This is a genomic window from Gracilimonas sp. B-17, from assembly GCF_056857935.1.
Genome location: NZ_JBSXOA010000008.1, coordinates 124,415 through 142,648 on the forward strand (window position 1 = coordinate 124,415; position 18,234 = coordinate 142,648).

Genomic DNA, 18,234 nt, shown 5'->3' on the forward strand with positions numbered 1-18,234 from the left:
GTTGATCCTGATCATCTCAGGAATTTCCCTTCCATCACTAGCCCAGCACGAACATCATAACATGAGTGGTCAGGGTATGGATATGGATACCACCAAGACCGTGTGGAGAATGCCTCCCATGAACATGGAGATGCCCATGCTGCCCGGAATGCATAATGAGTTACCGCCGGTGGAGCCGTTTCTTGCAGGCATGGGACTGGATAAAGAAGATATTCCCTACGCAAAGCCGCGTGAGATCCTGGAGCTGGCCGATGGGGATACCGTGGCCCTGCAGGCTTCCATCGTCCGGCGCAACCTGGAAGGTAAAGACTATGTGATGTACGGTTACAACGGGCAGTACCCGGGGCCACTGCTGAAAGCTCCGCAGAACAGTACGGTGGTGGTAGAATTCAACAATCAGATCGAACTGCCGACCACGGTTCACTGGCATGGGCTGCGTCACGATTATCGTTTTGATGGGACCATGTTTGCGCAGGACCCGGTGCAGGTGGGTGAGTCCTTTACCTATGAACTGTTTTTCAGAGATGCCGGCGTGTACTGGTATCATCCCCACGTGCTGGAATATATTCAGCAGGATCTGGGGCTGTATGGGAATATGCTGGTTGAACCGCCCGAAGAGGATTATTACAGTCCGGTGAACCGCGAAGAAATGGTGATCCTGGATGATATACTGATCGATGATCAGGGCCTGATCCCCTGGGGGAAATCCAGCCCGAGTCATGCCCTGATGGGTCGGTTCGGAAACGTGATGCTGGTGAACGGGAAAACCGATTACGAACTAAGCGTTGATAAGAATGAGGTGCTGCGATTTTATATCACCAATGTGGCGAACACGCGCACCTTCAACATGGTATTTGAAGGGGCCAAGGTAAAGGTGGTTGGTTCCGATATCAGTAAATTTGAAGAAGAGGTCTATACCGAGAACGTTCCCATCGCGGTGGCGGAACGGTATATCGTTGAGGTGCTGTATGAGGAGCCGGGCACCTACCCGATCCTGAACTCCATTCAGGCCATCAATCATTTTCGGGGAGAATTCTATCCGCATCAGGACACCCTTGGGATGGTCACAGTATCAGAGAATGAGGTGGAAGAACCCTACACGGAAGCCTTCAACACCCTGAGGGTGAATGAGGATGTGAAGACCGATATTGCCGAATTTGAAGCCTATTTTGATAAGCCGGTAGATAAGGAACTGGAGCTGACGGTGGCGGTGCAGAATTTGCCGATCCCGATCATGCAGTCTATGGAACTGGACACGGCCTATGTGCCTCACCTGGAATGGAATGATACCATGCCCATGATGAACTGGCTCTCAACGGGCAAACAGGTGGAGTGGATACTGCACGACCCGGCCACCGGCAAAAAGAATATGGATATCTACTGGGACTTCAGGAAAGGGGATATTATCAAACTTAGAATCTTCAACAACCCGGACACCTTTCACCCCATGAATCATCCTTTCCACATTCACGGGCAGCGCCACCTGGTGCTGAATATTGACGGGGTGGAAAATCCCAATATGGTCTGGAAGGATACGTCCATCATACCGGTGGGTTCTACGGTAGACCTGCTGATCGAGATGTCCAATCCCGGCAAATGGATGATGCACTGCCACATCGGCGAGCATCTGGATGCCGGCATGATGCTTGGTTTTGAGGTGGGGGAGTAGTCGATAAGACTATACTCCTCATTTCAAAAAGTGACCCCGCCGGGAATCGAACCCAGATCTAGGACTTAGGAGGTCCCTATTCTATCCGATTGAACTACAGGGTCTGTCAAAAGACTAATGAAAACAACACCCAATAAAGTTAATTACAAATTTTGTAATCATCTTATGGTTTTTTATTACACTTCCAAGAAAATAATAGACTACTTGGATGACAGTTTTACTATAAGGGATATTACTAAGGTGATTGGGTTTTCAACTTCAAAGGTTTAGATTCAAAAACATTAATGACTAATTATGTAATTGATTAAATTAGTATTTAAGTCATTATGTAATCACTTCACTTATAATACTAAGTCAAATCATAGAGAATAATTTTTCGGGTTTAATTATGAAACAGTGTTCAAATTTATTTTTAACAATATTTCTCCTTTTAGTTTTTCAGTCTTGTTCAGACATGAAATTTGGTGATTCATATGTTTTGGAAGAAAGACTTGTTGAAAGAAACGATACAACTTATCAAGTGAATAGTTCTATTCCTTTCAGTGGAATCGGTGTTGATTCAACAAATAATGTAATGACATTAAGAGTTGAGTATGAAGATGGGTTAAGAGATGGTCTGTACCAAGAATATCATTTTAATACACAGTTAAAAAAAGAGGGGAAATTTGAGGATGGTTTCAAGGCTGGAAAGTGGAAAACATTTTATGACAATGGACAAGTACTCAGTGTTGGTAATTATGTAAATGGTAAAGAAGACGGTAATTTTAAAACCTACTTTAGAGATGGAAATATTGAGTCAGAGATAATGTACAAGGGAGGAAAAAAGGATGGAATATTCAAAAAGTACCATCAAAACGGTGTCTTGAATGTTGATGTGAAATTCTCTGATGGATTATACGATAGTAGATATGTGGAACTAACTTCAAGTCAAGATACGATATTAACTGTAGATTTTAGTGAGGGGGCGTTCAATGGAAGATTTGTTGTTGATATAAGTCAGTATAACAGTGAGGGTGATGGAAGTGAACTATTTGATTTAATCTCAACAAGTGTTGGAACTTTTTACAGTGTAAGTTTTGACGAATCTGGTAATTATAACCTATACGAGGATGAAAAGTTTTATCTGTTTAAAGATGATATTAGTCATGTATCAGGTTTTTATAAAGATGGAGAAAGAGATGGTAGATGGGTAATTAAAAATGTTAGTAAGACAAGTTTAGAATTAGGATACAAGGATGGAGTTAAAGATGGGGAATTAATAAAATACTTTCCATTATCTGATACCCCTCAAGTAAAAGGAAATTTTAATGATGGTAGTAAAAATGGTTTATGGAGGATATACCATCCGAATGGTAAAGTTAAGATAGAATTTACTCTGAGAGATGATACTTTTGATGGTGTCTTTAACAGGTACTATGAAAACGGTATTCCTAAGTTAGAAGGAGAGTTTAAAAATGGAAAATTGGTGAATGTTTGGACTGTATATAAACCTGATGGGACTCTATGGAAAAAGAGAACGTATGACGGAGAGGATAATTATAAATTAGAAGAGTTTGATGAAAATGGTAATGTTATTTATACCACACGGATGTGGTATTAAATTAAGTAACAGAAAAGGTGATTTTCTTAATTGGTTTATGTTTACAAGGTGAAAATTGATATAATTTTTCTTTTAATATTTTATAGTGGTGGTTTTAATACAAAGTAAATTGTAAATGAGATCACTAAAACAATAACAAACTGTATTATAGAATACACATAGCTAATTGAGTATTCAGAACCTTTCTCTCTTAATATTTGGGATGATTCAATAAATTCATTTTCCACGGTGACAGAATCTAAACCAATGAACCTCCAAGTAGTTTTTTCATATTCCATACAGTCAGCTGGTTTTGGGTTAGATAATTTATCTAAACATAGAATTGTCTTTTCTTCGTGGGGAAGAACTAAAATAGAAGATATTATAAAACACGATAGTAGTATTACTAAGTATTCGGGTTTCATGATTTTTAAAGTTCTCTTCTGATACATTTAGGTTTTCAATTAACAAGAAGGGTTCAAGTTTAAGAATAACTTTTAACTCCTTCTATTTTGGAAAATCATCCAATAAAATCGGTATTGATAAATGGGATTAAGTAAGACTATACTTGTTTACATTTTAATTTAAAGTAAACAAATATGTCTATAAAATTTAAAAGGTTAAAAGAGATGACTGAAGATGAATTAATTGAGATTCATGATAAGAATTCAGGTAACATAAATGGGACTTCGAATAGAGAGACACCAGAGATGGTGAGAAATGAATTATTCAGGAAGGAATTGGGAAAAATAGTTAAAGAATTAGAGAAGGGTAATAAAACAACTACAACCTTAACAAGGTGGATAACCGGGATGACACTACTTATTCTAATATTTACGATAGTTTTAGTGTTCGTTGAATTAAACGTTATCTAAGAACTCGATGAAACCCTTGGTTTCCACCAAGGGTTTTTCTTTCTACCTGTAAGACCACCAACTAAATTCAATTCCTCGAAATCATCTATGGTTACTATTTCTTTATCAATTAGTTCATTGAGGGTAACAGTTGGCTGTCTGTTTTTAATCTCTTTATTTCTCTGACGGGTCTTTCTTGAACTCATTAATGGAATTATGTAAGTAGAAGTGTATAGTAAAGAAACGATTTATAATCATGGCCCTGATTATATCATGAGAAAGGGTGATTTATAATCTATTTCATAATCATAATCAATGATTTTTAAGTAAATGTTTTTTATTAATTTAATTAAACTACTATTCTATCCGATTGAACTACAGGGTCGGTTTAAATGGTTGAACGGATATAAAAAAGATACGTAGCTTAGCGTAACTATTCACCTCTTATATAGTAGAAGGGGCATATTCATCCGACCAAAAAACTGTAGATATGAAGATCAAGGCATTAATCATCACCATTTCCACTATCCTCTTTGGTTTAACCTCGCTGAATGCTCAACACCGGATCGAAGGACGCATTGCCGATGCCGAGACCGGTGAGCCCCTGCCGGCGGCCCATATCGTGATCAAGGATACCTATAAGGGAACTATTTCAAATCAGGACGGGGAATTCAGCCTGATCGTAAACGAGCTTCCGGTCACCCTCATCGCGCGTTTCATTGGGTTTGAAAGTCAGGAGGTTGTGGTGACCAATGCAGATGCACCGGTCGATTTTCTGCTCCGCCCATCTATTGCAGATATGGGAGAGATCACAGTCAGCGGTGAGGATCCGGCCATCGCCATTATGCGGGAAGTGATAAAGCGAAAGAAGATCTGGCGGGCGGATCTCAAGACCTATCAGGCAGAGGCCTATACGCGGCAGCAATTAAAGAATGACACCTCCATCATTTCCATTTCAGAAAGCGTATCGATCGCATACTGGGATAAGAAGAGGGGATCAAGAGAAATCCTGAAATCGAAGCGGCAAACGGCCAATATGGATGAGGCCTCGAATTTTGCGGGGGTCAGTTACCTGCCGAACTTCTACGACGACAACCTGGATATTGCCGGGTTCAATGTAGTAGGGGTCACCCACCCGGAGGCTCTTTCCTATTATGATTTCACCCTGGAAGATATGCAGTCCATAGACGGGCAGGTGGTATACGAGATATCGGTTGGCTCAAAACGAAAATTCCAGCCTTTATTCGAGGGGACCATCTTTGTACTGGGCGAAGAGTATGCCCTTCTGGAAGTGGATCTCAAACCGAATGCCGTGGTGGTCTTTCCTCCACCGGTGCAGGATTTTGACCTCTCTTACTCGCAGCAATTCAGCAACTTTGGAGGCGATTTCTGGCTTCCGGTTGATGTAAGAATAGACGGGCTGGTGGAAGTAGGGGTGGTTGGACTAAGATTCCCGCCCATCGGATTCAGACAGGTGGCCAAACTGAACGACTATAAGGTCAATATCGAATTACCCGACACCCTGTTCCAAAAAAATGAAATGTTAAGCGTTGATTCCGCTTCAGTGGCTATGGAAGACTCCATTTTCTTCCGTCAGGTGGATGTGATCCCGCTGGATGAACAGGAGGAAGTAGCCTACCAATCTATTGATAGCACCGCCACGCTTGAGAAAGCCTTTAGGCCCACCGGTTTCTTCACGCGGTTCATAGACTGGGAAGAAGAATCGGGGTCAGACGGAACCACTGTTTCGGCAAGCGCGGGAGGAAACAGCCGGGGTGGAAACTCACAGAGTTCCGTTCTGTCGAAACTGACCAGGAATATAACTCCACAGGCCCGTTTCAATCGCGTGGAAGCCCTGTACGCAGGCTTGAAACATGAACGCAGGTATATTGACAACAGGCTGCGGTCCACCGTTTTTGGAGGCTACAGTACCGGTTATGGTTCCGGCGAAGAGGCCTTCTCGTATGGGGTGAAAATGAGCTGGTGGCCGTTAAAGAACACGCGACGATTCGCCCTGAGCAGTGAATATAAAGTGTTCAATGACACCCGGTATAATTCAGATATGTTCACCCCGACCTTGACCTCCTTCACTCCCCTGTTCGGTTATCCGGATTACTTCGATTATTATCGCAATGAAAGCTTTTCAATTGGCGGCGCCTACCTGATGAGGAAATTTCCGGGGTCAATACGCCTGAAATACTCCTACGAAGATCATGAAAGTATTGTATACAGCACGAACTATGATATTCTGGGAAGAAGTGAAATACAACGTCCCAACAGCTACGTAGAAGAAGGGACATTGGGAGCTGTTACTTTGACCTGGGGTGAGGGCAATGATAAAAAAGCATTTGGGGCGGTTGGGGCAGAAGACTTCGAGTTAAGCGTTGAGCATTCGGCATCGTATCTGGCAAGCAGCTGGGATTACACAAAATTCAAGATAGACCTCTACAGAAGTATTGAAACCTTCTACCAGCGCCGATTCTTCCCAAACACCCTGGAGATGAGGTTGAATGCGGGTACCTACATCGGTGACCTGCCGGTTCAGAAAAATGAGGTGCTGGATGTGGCACAGGGGGTATTCACTCCTTTCGGAGCTTTTAAGACCAAAAGATATGTGCCTTATGAAGGGGCGAGTTATGTAGCTTTGAATGCCGAGCACAATTTCAAGAGTGTACCCCTCGAAATGCTGGGATGGAGAAATGCTCCGCAAACGGGTTTAAGTGTGATAGCATTTGGTGGGATAGGTAAGACCTGGGTAACGGATCGTCAGGTGAGTGAATTTCAAAACAGGTATGGGTTTCCACCGGCTTTTACTCAGGATTGGCACATGGAGGCGGGAATCTCGCTGAGTAACATCTTTAATCTGCTCAGGGCAGATCTGGCTTACCGAATAGATGACCCCGGTTTCTTTTTAGGGGTCAGCGTGGCAAGGTTCTTTTAAAGGTCGGGTTCAAAAAACTTCTTGCATAAAAAAAGCCTGCAGTCAAAAACTGCAGGCTTTAAATAGTTTACTAAGTTGTAGTCTGAACTACAGGGTCTTAGTTATTTCTTTCGTACTTAAGAGTACTGATCGGGTGTGACTCTGCACGTCGGTTTCTTTCACAACCTGGAGTGTTGGCATCTTTCTCAGATTCTGTACACTCAACCGGTGCTTTACCTAATCCGCGTGACTCAATTCTGCTTTCAGAGATCCCGTTCTCTGTGTAGAAATCTACAACAGCATTTGCACGACGGAGGCTCAAGCGTAGGTTATACTGATCGCCACCAACATGGTCAGTGTAAGCGTCAATACGAACGCGGAATGCAGGAGCATCTTTCAGTACTTCAACGTTTTCCATAAGGATCGCTTCAGCATCACTGCGGATGTTTGAACGGTCAAAGTCAAAGTTGATAGTATCGAGAGCATCGGTATCCAGGTATACAGGATCAGAACCGTCAGTTGGGTTGGTACCCATATCTAATTCTTGCTGATCAGTGAAACCGTCTCCATCAGAATCCGCATTGTTTGGATTCGTGTCGTGAGTCATGATCTCGTCATAATCGGAGATACCATCATTGTCTGAGTCAGAGTTGTTAGGATCGGTGTTGTGCTCGTTTACTTCGTCACCGTCAGAAAGACCGTCGTTGTCTGAATCAGAGTTATTTGGATCGGTGTTGTAAGAATTCACTTCATCACCGTCAGAAAGGCCATCACCATCAGTATCAGCACTTAATGGATCTGTTTCATGAGTGTTTACTTCGTCACCGTCAGTAAGGCCGTCACCGTCAGTGTCTGCACTCAGTGGATCTGTTTCGTACTCATACATTTCCATGTAGTCGTTAAGACCATCGGAATCTGTATCTAAAGTTCTAAGCGTTTCTTCATCTAAAGATTGCAGGTATTCAAGCGTACGCTCGGATGGTGCTAGTAATTCATCTGTTCCGGAACAGCTTGTCATGAAGACAAGTGCAACAGCGACAAACGAAATGTGTAGGATAGATTTTAAATTTGTCATCTTCTTGGATTACGGTTTAAATTAAATTTGAATGTTTGATGCTAAAATAGCGGTTTAGTAATGAATTAAAAAGAGTTTTTTATGAACTTACAGCCCTTAAAGTAAGCTCAATTATAAGATAGTATGACATTAATTTACAATAAATAAATTCATGGTGTAATTTATATTCAAAATATCTATTTTAGCCCTCCTTGATCACGGGGCTATAGCTCAGTTGGCTAGAGCGCTTCGCTGGCAGCGAAGAGGTCCGGGGTTCGAATCCCCGTAGCTCCACTAAGCCTTTCTCAACACAGAGAGAGGCTTTTTTTATGTTTGTAACAGTTGTTTTGCCAATCATAACCTATCATTAGGAATTCCCTTCAAAACTTGTTTGGGAATTTCTATTACTTTAAAATGTGGACGTCAAACAATTACGGGAGTCAAAATGAATTCGAGATGGTGTAAATGTTGCGTCTCAATTGTCTTACTGATCATACTGGCTATTGTTCCCATTAAAATATCAGTGGCACAGAATATTTCACTTCGATTGGAAACGACTTCCTTACTTGATAATACTCAGCTTGTGAGTTTCACGGATCTGGGTATCGATAATGATGGCAACGGCCCTGTACTGATCACCGGTTTTATAGAAAATATGGACCCTGAACCGGTCAACAACCTCTATCTCGAGATCAGGATCAGTGCCGCAAAGTTAGGTACACTGGTTCAGCTTCGGTCATTTTCCGACCTTCCTTTTTCGCTGGAACCCTATCAATCCCTGTATGTAACCAATAATGATATTGCGAGGAAAAGGATTCCGGGGATCGAGCAGAGTATTGATTTTTCGGGTGGATTGACGCCTGAGGGTGAAAATTTGTTTGACCGGTTATCGGGCTCCACTACCCTTCCCAGGGATGTGTATTCAGTGGAGGTCATCGTTTTTACCGTTTCAGATGCCTTTGGGCGGGAAGACCTGGCAAGGGATATCGTTGAATTTGGTGGATCGGCTGCCAGAGTATTTGAGGAGAGTGAGATCTACCTGAAAGCCCCCGGCGAACAGGTGGGGAGCCGGTCAGAGATCACGAACCCGTATCCTCAGTTTAGCTGGGAAGGGGAAAATGATATCAGCTACCGTTTGGTAGTGGTTGAACAGAACCAGCAGGATAGCCCGGAGTCTTTGATCGAAAGTGCCCTCAGTACAATGCCCGTGAATGATGGGGGATCTTTACTTGAATATGAAAACCTGGATGTGCTGGTCACGGAAAGTACCTATCAATATCCATCGTCCGGCGCTCAGCCCCTGGAGCCCGGTAAGACCTATTATTGGCAGGTTCAAACCTCGCTGCAGAGAAGTGGAGATGCGGAGCGTGTGACTTCTGAGATATGGACCTTTACTCTTGGTGGTTCTTCCGAGAACATAAACACACCTCCGATCACAACGGAAGTGGAAGATGCTCTGATAGCACTTATGGGGGAGGATGCCTACAGGCAGCTGCAGTCTGAGGGATTTGAATTGACCGGTATTGAGTATGATGGGCAGGCATTCACAGGGCCCGCAGCAACCGTTAAACTTGAAGAGATCCTGCAATTGATAAGAGATAATAAACTCATCTTAGGTTCAAACTGATCCGGGAAATAATAGCCTTCACATGAAACTGACTCGAATTTTCATACCGCTTGTACTTATTCTGGCAATAGTGACTGTAGAGGCACAGGCCTTTCAGGTTGAACGTGAGATCGGGATCGTCAGGCGATTTAAGCCCGATGTAACTGTGACAAACCTTGAAAAGGATAAATTCAAAAAGCTTGACCTCTCAGAAGATATCGGAGAAAGGCTTTATTCGGGAGATAGTTTATTAACTGATTCAGAAGGGTTTGCATTGGTGTATTTCATGGATAAAAGCATTGCAAAAGTAAAGCCCAACTCTCTGCTGATCATCAATGGCGATGTTGAGTTATCCAGTAAAGTGAGTAACACCATGATCAACCTGCAAAAGGGAGAATTATTTTTACAGGTTCAGCCCCAGGGGTCAAATGAATTTGAAGTGTATACCTCACGATCACTGGCCTCGGTAAAGGGTACCGATTTTGGTTCAAAATCGGATGGATATGTATGGGTTGAAGAAGGTCAGGTAGATGTTACGGCTTTGACATCCGGTGAAACGATCTCACTGTTTGATGAAATGTATGCTCAGGTAGATGAAGGAGGAAACGACATTGACTCCGGTATGCTGAGTCAGGCCCAGCTCAGGAATTTGAATACAGGCTATGATGAAATGGATGCGGACCTCATCCCTAAAGAGATCATTCTGAAATTCAGGGATCAAAATGGTCAGTTAAGGGAGATACGGATCGATGTATTCGAAGAAGGGCAAAATTAAAATGAAGCCAATTATGATCGTTATTAAACTCATCATAAACACATAAAAGGGATGCGGGTACTGTTTAAATGTATTGGGGTGATGTTGATTCTGCACTTTGGGGCAGACACAGCAATGGCTCAATATAATGTGCAGCATCAGCCACCGGTAGCAATTGAACGCAATAGCATCACTCAGCTCGAATTCTCAGTACCGGGTCTCCTGGCTTCAGACATTCAGCAGGCCCGTCTTTATTATAGGTACGATGGTGATTTTAGCTACCGCCAGATGGAAGTTTACTTTCAGAACAATGACCTGGTAGCTGATCTCTCAGTAGACGCCCCCAATGCCGGTATCGTTGAATATTATCTTGAAGTAGAACTCATCTCGGGTGAGGCCATATATTATCCGGCTAACTTGCCATCAGAAAATCCGGTACGGGTTGAGATCGTGGAAAGCCTTCTGAGTGACAAGCCCAGAATAGATGGAATTGATCACACGATCTTATCGCCCTCGCCGGGCAATGGCGTTACCAAAGATGACGTACTCATTGCCATCGCTTTATTCTATGATATTAACACGATCGAATCCGGGCAGTTCAAGCTATACCTTAATGGCAGGGATGTGACTGATGATGCAGATGCCAGCTATTATTATATCTCATTCAAACCCCGGGAACTTCAGCCGGGTTTTTACACGGTCGAGGTTGCTTATGAAACATCTACGGAAGAATACTCAGTGGTTCAATGGCAATTCTCTGTGGTTGAACCGGGAGCCGCCTCCTTCGCAGGATTTGGTGAAAATAACATTCCACAAATATCCGCTGAGCTTACGGCAAGAAATCAGGTCATTTCCGGAGATGTGAACAATGCTTACACCGGGAGAACCAGGGTTTCAGGCAAATACGGGCTCTGGAAATACTCTTTGAATGGATACCTCACCTCACAGGAATCGGACAGGCTACAGCCTCAGAACAGGTACGGGATCGACCTGATGTATAGCGACTGGTTTATGTTTGAGGCAGGGCATGTATATCCTTCCATGAGTGATTTTACCATTACGGGGAGAAGGATTCAGGGGATAAATACCAAGATACATACCCGGGATGAAAAACTTAATGTTCAGTTCATGTATGGGAAACTGGATAGAAGTATCACAAATCTTTATGACAGCCTGGTAGTGCGTGATATATTAGACAGTAACGGAGATGTGGTGAGTAAAAATTATTTGCTCACCTATCAGGATGAAGGCAGGGGAACCTTCGACCGGAAGCTGGTTGGGGGGAGGCTCAGCTTTGGGGACGAACGTAAATGGCAGGTCGGATTACATGCCCTTAAGATCCATGATGATACCACGTCCATACTGAATGCCCGCGATTATCTGGATATTGTGAATTCAGGCCTGACCCTGAGTACAGATATCACACAGCAAGAACGTGACAGCCTGCTCAGTGATCCATCCAGACTTGCAGTTGAGGGTGGTAATATCAAACCCAAAGAAAATGTAGTTCTGGGAACTGATCTGAAAATGGGTTTTATAGATAATATGCTGCGCCTGGAGTCTGATGCTGTCATCAGTGCACTGAACAACAATATCTATGGAGGACCGCTCACAACAGAAAGGGCTGATGATCTTGGCTTTGATATCAGCAATGATGCTGCTGATTTTCTGGATCGGCTTTCCTGGCTCATCATTGTGAATGAAAATATGAGCGCTTTGCCACTGAAATTCAATGAAAATGAAAATGGAGACCTTGTCGGTGATCTGTTCTTACCGGCCAGTGTGTTTGCAACGAATCATGAGTTGTCTTACCGTGATCAAAATAATAACGCCAGGTTACAGTATCGCTGGATAGGACCAAATTTTTATTCGCTGGCCAATTCAACTATCCGGCGAGATGTGGCAGGGTTTACGGCAAGCGACCGGCTCAATTTGTTATCAAATCAGTTATACCTGACGCTGGGTTTTGAACATCTGAAGGATAATGTATCTGACACCCGGGATGCGACCACAAAAACCACGACCTATAGAACCAATGCCAGCTGGTACCCTGTTGATCGTACCTTACCACGAGTTAATCTTGGATTCAGGTTCAGAACCCGGGATAACGGGGTGGACCGGCAAAATTATTTATTATCATCAGAACAATTGAATTCAGCCGTTTTAAATATCAGGCAGGAGATCAGGACCATAAGCGGGCAGGATTCACTGGTAACGATCATCACTCCCACACCAAGGCAGAACCGGTCGGTCAATTTTACTTCTGGTATCACCCAACAATTTGATCTTATGGAAGCAAGAAATGATGCTTCACTGAATTTTAATACATTGAATACAAAAGATGATGTTTTTGCATTTGGGGATGTGAAAAGTTCGTCTCTTTCACTTAACCTGAATTCGAGGTTTTATGAACTTCCGCTAGAAAGCAGGCTTGGATTCACTTATAACTATACGACGTCTGGAAGTGGGCAAAATGAGATCCGAATTGCCGGACTATATGCCGGAGCAAATTATAGTATAATGGAAAACAAGCTTTCACTGAACGGCAGGCTGGCTTTCACAAATAATAAAGTGAGATCAAAGAACCTGGAGATCAATGAGAACGGAACGGCTGATGACCCGAAAGATGATTACTATGAATTTGGATCCGTTACAGATTCCAATACATTTCAAACTTACGTGATCCAGATCGGGGGGCGATATGATTTCGATGAATATCATGCCATCCTGCTTGATGCAAACCTGACGAATGTGAGTGGTGGAAATCAAGCCAACGACCGTATCATCCAACTCAGATATCTCTTCAGATTCTAAGTAAGCCATGAGATCAGAAAAAAAACAACGAAGGAATTATTCTCAGGTTATCATCATAGCCTTGTCTGCTTTTCTGTTGTCTGTGTTTTTGGTCTTTTTGAAGCCCATTCAAATGCTTGAACTCAGACATCATGATCTGCTTTTTGAAATGAGGGGTGAGCTGGATGTATCTGATGCACCCATCGTTCTGGTTGCGATAAGTCAACAGGCAGATGAGGAGATCCCATACAAATACCCCTGGCCGACAAACCTTCACGCTAAGCTGGTCGATAATCTGAATCGGGCGGGGGCCAAGGTCATTGCCTTCGATGTCATTTTTGATAATCCTGATATTTACGACCCGGTAAACGATTCATTATTTGCTGCTTCATTGGAAAGACATGAGAATGTGATACTTGGCGGTGAATTGCAGACGGATGAAACAGCAGTGTCTGAGCTTATTTCCCCCCTATTTCCCAACACGGTTCTGCTTAATTCTAACCCAAATAAACCGGGACTGGTGAGGGTATTTCCGGACCTGGACGGGGCCGTTCGCAGTTATAACTTTGGTCACACCCACAGAGGTGAAAATTACTATAGGTTTGGTTTAGAGATAATCAGGCAATACAAGGGCATTCCCTATGAGAATATTGATGACATCGACCCCGAAAGTAATGAAGCGTACTTTTCATTAGGATCCTTTGAGATCCCAAAAGACCGGGCTAATTCTTTTTTGATAAATTATTATGGCCCGGAAGGTACTTTTCAGGAAGTTAGTTATGAGGAGGTTATCGATGATTCTTCATACACCACGGTTTTCGAATCAAATTTAGGAGCTTCGGTCAACAGTTATGATGATCCTGAATTCGGGCATCTCACCCGTGGCACCTTCAAGGATAAGATCGTATTGGTTGGGGCAACCATGCCATTGCTAAAAGATTTTTATGCCACACCGTATGCCAACGCCGGCAATAACGAGCGACCGGGTTATCAAATACATGCCAACGCCGTTCAAACCATATTGGATAACAATTATTTATCGCGGTTCAATAACTGGTATACCCTGTTGATCATGTTTTCATTTTGTATGATACTGGCGTTCGTGAACCGGTATTTTAATGCTGTTTCCGGAATAGTTCTAGCCCTGATCCTTTCAGGCGCCTTCTTTGGAGTCACCTATTGGGCATTTACTTCGCTGAACGTCATCATGATGATCACCGGTCCTGTCATTGCATTATTGGTGACACAAAGTGGCATGGTCGGTTATGAATACTATATGGAGCAAAAGGAAAAGCGCAGGATCAAGGATATGTTTTCATCCTATGTATCACCGGAGCTCGTGGATCAAATGGTAAGATCGGGGGAAGAGCCACAACTGGGAGGGAATGAGGTATATATCACGGCCTTTTTCAGCGATATCGTTTCATTTTCGACTTTTTCTGAGCAACTGAAACCTGATGAGCTGGTCAAGCTCATTAACGAATATCTTGATGCCATGACCAGGGTCATTAACGAACAGGGCGGCACCCTTGATAAATATATAGGAGATGCCATTGTCTCCTTCTTTGGGGCACCTGTTGAGATCGAAGGGCATGCTCATAAAGCGTGTAAAACAGCCTGCCTGATGCAGTTTGAAATGGAGCAGCTTTCTGAAAAATGGGAAAAAGAGGGCTGGCTAGACCTTATCGTGAATATGCGGCAACGGATCGGCATCAATACCGGCCTTATGATCACCGGTAATATGGGGTCTTCAAAGCGGTTCAACTACACCATGATGGGAGATAACGTGAATCTGGCTGCCAGATGTGAAAGCGGTGCTCAGTTCTATGGTGTGGATATTATGGTAACAGAATCCACAAAAAAAGAAGCGGAGTCATTTAGTGATGAATTCATTTTCAGGGAACTGGACCAGATCGTTGTCAAAGGAAGAACCCGGCCGGTCAAGGTATTTGAACTGACGGGATTGAAAGAGCATGCTACGGATGCAATAATGAAGCGAAACCAATTATTTGAGGAAGCCCTTAGGGCATATTTTGACAGAGAGTGGGCAAGGGCAGGATCCCTGTTTCGTAAATCGCTTGAGGCAGAAATGTATGAGGAAAACCCATCAAAGGTATTTATCAAACGGTGTGAAATGATGAGTGCAGATCCACCACCGGAAGATTGGAACGGTGTTTTTGTGATGGAACAAAAGTAGATCAAAAATGCGGAGAGAGAGGGATTCGAACCCTCGATACCTCGTTGGAGGTATACTCCCTTAGCAGGGGAGCGCTTTCAGCCACTCAGCCACCTCTCCGTTTTTTGAAGGGCAACAAATATAGCGAGCTTTGGGTACTAATAGCAACCTTTTCTAAGTATTTCCTGAAGAAGGTTTCTGCGATCCTGAAATACGGATGACTATCCTGAGATCAGCTTATTCCTTCCCATCAATTACATAAATTTGTGACAGGTTTCTGCCTTCCTGTGCATAATCGAGTCCATATCCGAGTACAAAAGCATTTGGGATCTCAAAGCCAACATAATCCAGTTGTACATCGTGTTTTGTGGCTTCTTTTTTATGTAATAGTGTGCAGACGGTCACGGATGCCGGGTTCTTTTCCTTTATTCGTTTGACCATATAATTCATGGACAGCCCGGTATCAATTATATCCTCTACAAGGATCACATGACGGCCTTCGATCTTGGCATCAATATGCTTGAGTTCAGTTACCTGACCTGAGGAAACCTTCTCATCTCCATAGCTGCTTAATTTCATGAAATCGACCTCACAAGGTATGCTTACGTGCCGCATCAGGTCTGCCAGAAAAATGAATGCTCCATTCAGAATGCCGATAAAAATGGGCTTTTTACCTTCAAATTCTTTATCCAGTTTATTTCCCAGCTGGTTCATTCGTTCATCGATCTGTTCTTTGGTGATATAGATCTTGAATGTTTCTCCGTTGCACGTAACAGTGTCAGGTTGGTAAAACTTGGAACTCATAGTGTCTAAAAATTAATGGTCAAATAGGTTTTGGTGTTCTGGTCGCACTTTACAGAATCAGAGATTGTGCCTGATTCTCCAATATCGGCATTCTCAGGATAAATAATGGCGTAAATAGTACTATCTGATCCGCACAATACCAAAGCATTTTCACGGGAAATAGTGGGGACCTTCCGATTGGTCAGGTGATCTGAGATCTTTTGACTGCCTTTCAAACCCAGGGGGGTAAAAACGTCGCCATGCTCCCATCTTCTGATCTCAAGCGGCCATGTTATTTTAGAGGCATCCATTCGAAGATCGGGAGGTTCCGGCTTGTGATCGGATTCACTTATTGTAAAATAAGGACCAACAAATTCTGAGAGGGCATCAGGCCGGTCTATGGTCTGTGCCTCAAAAGTTACTTTATCCTCATTTGTTTGGAGCCGGATGAGGTCCCGGTCTCGGATCAGATTATACGATCCAAATTGAATGCTCTTTCCGGTTTGGAGGGTCTCAATGTCGCTCAGATCATGTAGTTGTTGTTTCGAGTAGCTTCCCTCAAGTCCTTGCCTGTCAATAAAGCGTTTCAGAACAGCTTTTTTCAGTTCTGGATCAAGTCTTTTGAATTCGGCCAAATGAATGAAGCCATCTCCCGAAATATTATTTAAAACGTAGTTTATCGCTGCTTCGTAAGTGGAACCGAAAGAGCTGAGGGCAAGTAGATTTTGTTGCCACCCCGGGAACAATTTATCCATTTTATCGGAAAGTTCGTTTCGGATAAAATTACGGGCAAAATCAGAAGCTTCGTTGCTTTCATCCAATCGAAATGGTATTGCTTCTGAATCACAGAATTTCAGGATCTGATCCTTGTCAAAAGGTAACAATGGCCTCAGTATCTCACCATCCCAGGTTTTCATTCCCTGCCATGCCGTTGGGGCACTGCCCCTGAAAATTTTTTGAAGAATGGTTTCGACTTGATCATCTTTATGATGCGCGGTAACGATAGCATCTGCATCGTAATTTTCTTTAAGATCACGAAAGAACTGGTATCGCTGTTCACGAGCCCAGTTTTGAAAATTTTGATCTTCTGCATCTGCCGGATCGAGTGAAACCGAGCAGCTTTCAAAACCCCATGAAAATGCCATTTGTTCAACCAGTTCCTGATCCTTATCTGAAGAAGGTCCTCGTTTACCGTAATTGACATGCACCACAAATACTTTCCGACGCAATAAATGCATCAGATAGAGCAGTGCCATGGAATCCGGCCCGCCACTAACTCCGATAATAAACAAAGAACTATCATCAAAATTGGCAGAAAGGGTCTCTTCCAGGTGATCTTTCATTATTGTAAGCAGGGATTTTGCCATGTGAAAAAGTATGGAAAAATCTGAGAAGATATAACGATGGATCAGGATTAGTTCTGAGAGTGTATGGTTTGTACAGATCGGTTTTAAGAGTGAAAGAAAAGCACGTATCTTAGTGCCCGAATTTTAAATCAACAGTAAATATGTTTTCAGACCGAGAGTGGATCTACCACCACAATGAACCTTTGACGCGGTATTCTTTAGGGCAGCAAGGGAAAAACCCCTTGATATGTTTCGGAGTGAATCCAAGTACAGCCAAACCGAACGACCTTGATCCAACGGTGGCCTCTGTTGCTCGCTTTGCAAGAGATCAGGGATATGACGGGTGGTTAATGTTCAATCTATATCCTCAAAGAGCGACTAATCCTGATAAAATGCACAAACACTTCCAATTGCAGATCCATAAGGAAAATGTGGAGGTGATAGCAGAATTGACAAAAGGGATGTCAGCAGATGTTTGGTGTGCGTGGGGTACGTTGATAGAAAAGAGGCCCTACCTATCAAGATGTCTGCGTGATATATATGGGGTGCTTTCAGATAATAGCTGTACCTATTTCAAACGGGGAAGGATCTCAAAAGCAGGTCATCCCCATCATCCACTTTATCTCAAAAAGACGGCACCGGCTGAACCCTTTCCAATGGAAGATTACATTCAAGAGGTTCTGTAAAACAAGGTCAACAC

Annotated in this window: 14 protein-coding genes and 3 tRNA genes; 10 read left to right on the forward strand and 7 right to left on the reverse strand. The window is 43.1% G+C overall.

Annotated elements, in window-relative coordinates:
• The first annotated feature begins 1 nt into the window (after position 1).
• A complete protein-coding gene (locus AC13FX_RS01155; protein WP_482878570.1) occupies positions 2-1,669 on the forward strand; it encodes a multicopper oxidase family protein in 1,668 nt (555 codons plus the stop codon).
• 31 nt (positions 1,670-1,700) lie between these two features.
• Here AC13FX_RS01155 and AC13FX_RS01160 read toward each other — a convergent pair.
• A tRNA-Arg gene (locus AC13FX_RS01160) sits at positions 1,701-1,773 on the reverse strand.
• A gap of 350 nt (positions 1,774-2,123) precedes the next feature.
• Between AC13FX_RS01160 and AC13FX_RS01165 the strand changes: the two genes are divergently transcribed.
• Positions 2,124-3,269, forward strand: coding sequence for a toxin-antitoxin system YwqK family antitoxin (locus tag AC13FX_RS01165; protein WP_482878571.1), 1,146 nt, complete (start codon positions 2,124-2,126; stop codon positions 3,267-3,269).
• Positions 3,270-3,349: 80 nt separating this feature from the next.
• Here AC13FX_RS01165 and AC13FX_RS01170 read toward each other — a convergent pair whose 3' ends face one another.
• Positions 3,350-3,673: a hypothetical protein gene (locus tag AC13FX_RS01170; protein ID WP_482878572.1), complete on the reverse strand. Its 324-nt coding sequence runs from the start codon at positions 3,671-3,673 to the stop codon at positions 3,350-3,352.
• Positions 3,674-3,847: 174 nt separating this feature from the next.
• Between AC13FX_RS01170 and AC13FX_RS01175 the strand changes: the two genes are divergently transcribed.
• Positions 3,848-4,123, forward strand: a complete 276-nt coding sequence (locus AC13FX_RS01175) for a hypothetical protein (RefSeq protein WP_482878573.1) — start codon at positions 3,848-3,850, stop codon at positions 4,121-4,123.
• Here AC13FX_RS01175 and AC13FX_RS01180 read toward each other — a convergent pair.
• Positions 4,120-4,308, reverse strand: a complete 189-nt coding sequence (locus AC13FX_RS01180) for a hypothetical protein (RefSeq protein ID WP_482878574.1) — start codon at positions 4,306-4,308, stop codon at positions 4,120-4,122. The genes AC13FX_RS01175 and AC13FX_RS01180 overlap by 4 nt on opposite strands.
• Before the next feature lie 284 nt (positions 4,309-4,592).
• Between AC13FX_RS01180 and AC13FX_RS01185 the strand changes: the two genes are divergently transcribed.
• Positions 4,593-7,043 carry a DUF5686 family protein gene (locus AC13FX_RS01185; protein WP_482878575.1) on the forward strand — a complete coding sequence of 817 codons (2,451 nt, stop codon included), beginning with the start codon at positions 4,593-4,595 and terminating at the stop codon, positions 7,041-7,043.
• A gap of 97 nt (positions 7,044-7,140) precedes the next feature.
• On the opposite strand, the gene AC13FX_RS01190 is transcribed toward AC13FX_RS01185, so the two are convergent.
• Complete coding sequence (locus tag AC13FX_RS01190) at positions 7,141-8,097, reverse strand: OmpA family protein (protein WP_482878576.1); 957 nt, start codon at positions 8,095-8,097, stop codon at positions 7,141-7,143.
• A 199-nt stretch (positions 8,098-8,296) separates the two neighbouring features.
• On the opposite strand from AC13FX_RS01190, the gene AC13FX_RS01195 reads away from it, so the two are divergent.
• The 5 genes from AC13FX_RS01195 (at position 8,297) to AC13FX_RS01215 (ending at position 15,426) form a co-directional block, all read left to right on the forward strand.
• A tRNA-Ala gene (locus tag AC13FX_RS01195) sits at positions 8,297-8,370 on the forward strand.
• 151 nt (positions 8,371-8,521) lie between these two features.
• Entirely contained in the window at positions 8,522-9,703 is a 1,182-nt protein-coding gene (locus tag AC13FX_RS01200) for a hypothetical protein (RefSeq protein WP_482878577.1), read from the forward strand.
• A gap of 22 nt (positions 9,704-9,725) precedes the next feature.
• Positions 9,726-10,457, forward strand: coding sequence for a FecR domain-containing protein (locus AC13FX_RS01205; protein ID WP_482878578.1), 732 nt, complete (start codon positions 9,726-9,728; stop codon positions 10,455-10,457).
• A gap of 51 nt (positions 10,458-10,508) precedes the next feature.
• Positions 10,509-13,250: a hypothetical protein gene (locus AC13FX_RS01210; protein WP_482878579.1), complete on the forward strand. Its 2,742-nt coding sequence runs from the start codon at positions 10,509-10,511 to the stop codon at positions 13,248-13,250.
• A 7-nt stretch (positions 13,251-13,257) separates the two neighbouring features.
• Positions 13,258-15,426, forward strand: coding sequence for a CHASE2 domain-containing protein (locus AC13FX_RS01215; RefSeq protein ID WP_482878580.1), 2,169 nt, complete (start codon positions 13,258-13,260; stop codon positions 15,424-15,426).
• Positions 15,427-15,436: 10 nt separating this feature from the next.
• Here the strand turns inward: AC13FX_RS01215 and AC13FX_RS01220 are convergent.
• From AC13FX_RS01220 to tilS, 3 genes are all read right to left on the reverse strand, one after another.
• A tRNA-Ser gene (locus AC13FX_RS01220) sits at positions 15,437-15,525 on the reverse strand.
• Between the two features lie 117 nt (positions 15,526-15,642).
• On the reverse strand, positions 15,643-16,209 hold the full coding sequence (gene hpt, locus AC13FX_RS01225) for a hypoxanthine phosphoribosyltransferase (RefSeq protein ID WP_482878581.1): 567 nt from the start codon (positions 16,207-16,209) through the stop codon (positions 15,643-15,645).
• A gap of 5 nt (positions 16,210-16,214) precedes the next feature.
• Positions 16,215-17,555, reverse strand: coding sequence for a tRNA lysidine(34) synthetase TilS (tilS, locus tag AC13FX_RS01230; RefSeq protein ID WP_482878582.1), 1,341 nt, complete (start codon positions 17,553-17,555; stop codon positions 16,215-16,217).
• Between the two features lie 140 nt (positions 17,556-17,695).
• Between tilS and AC13FX_RS01235 the strand changes: the two genes are divergently transcribed.
• Positions 17,696-18,220 (forward strand): DUF1643 domain-containing protein, encoded by a 525-nt coding sequence (locus AC13FX_RS01235; RefSeq protein WP_482878583.1) that lies wholly within the window; start codon positions 17,696-17,698, stop codon positions 18,218-18,220.
• Positions 18,221-18,234: the final 14 nt, after the last annotated feature.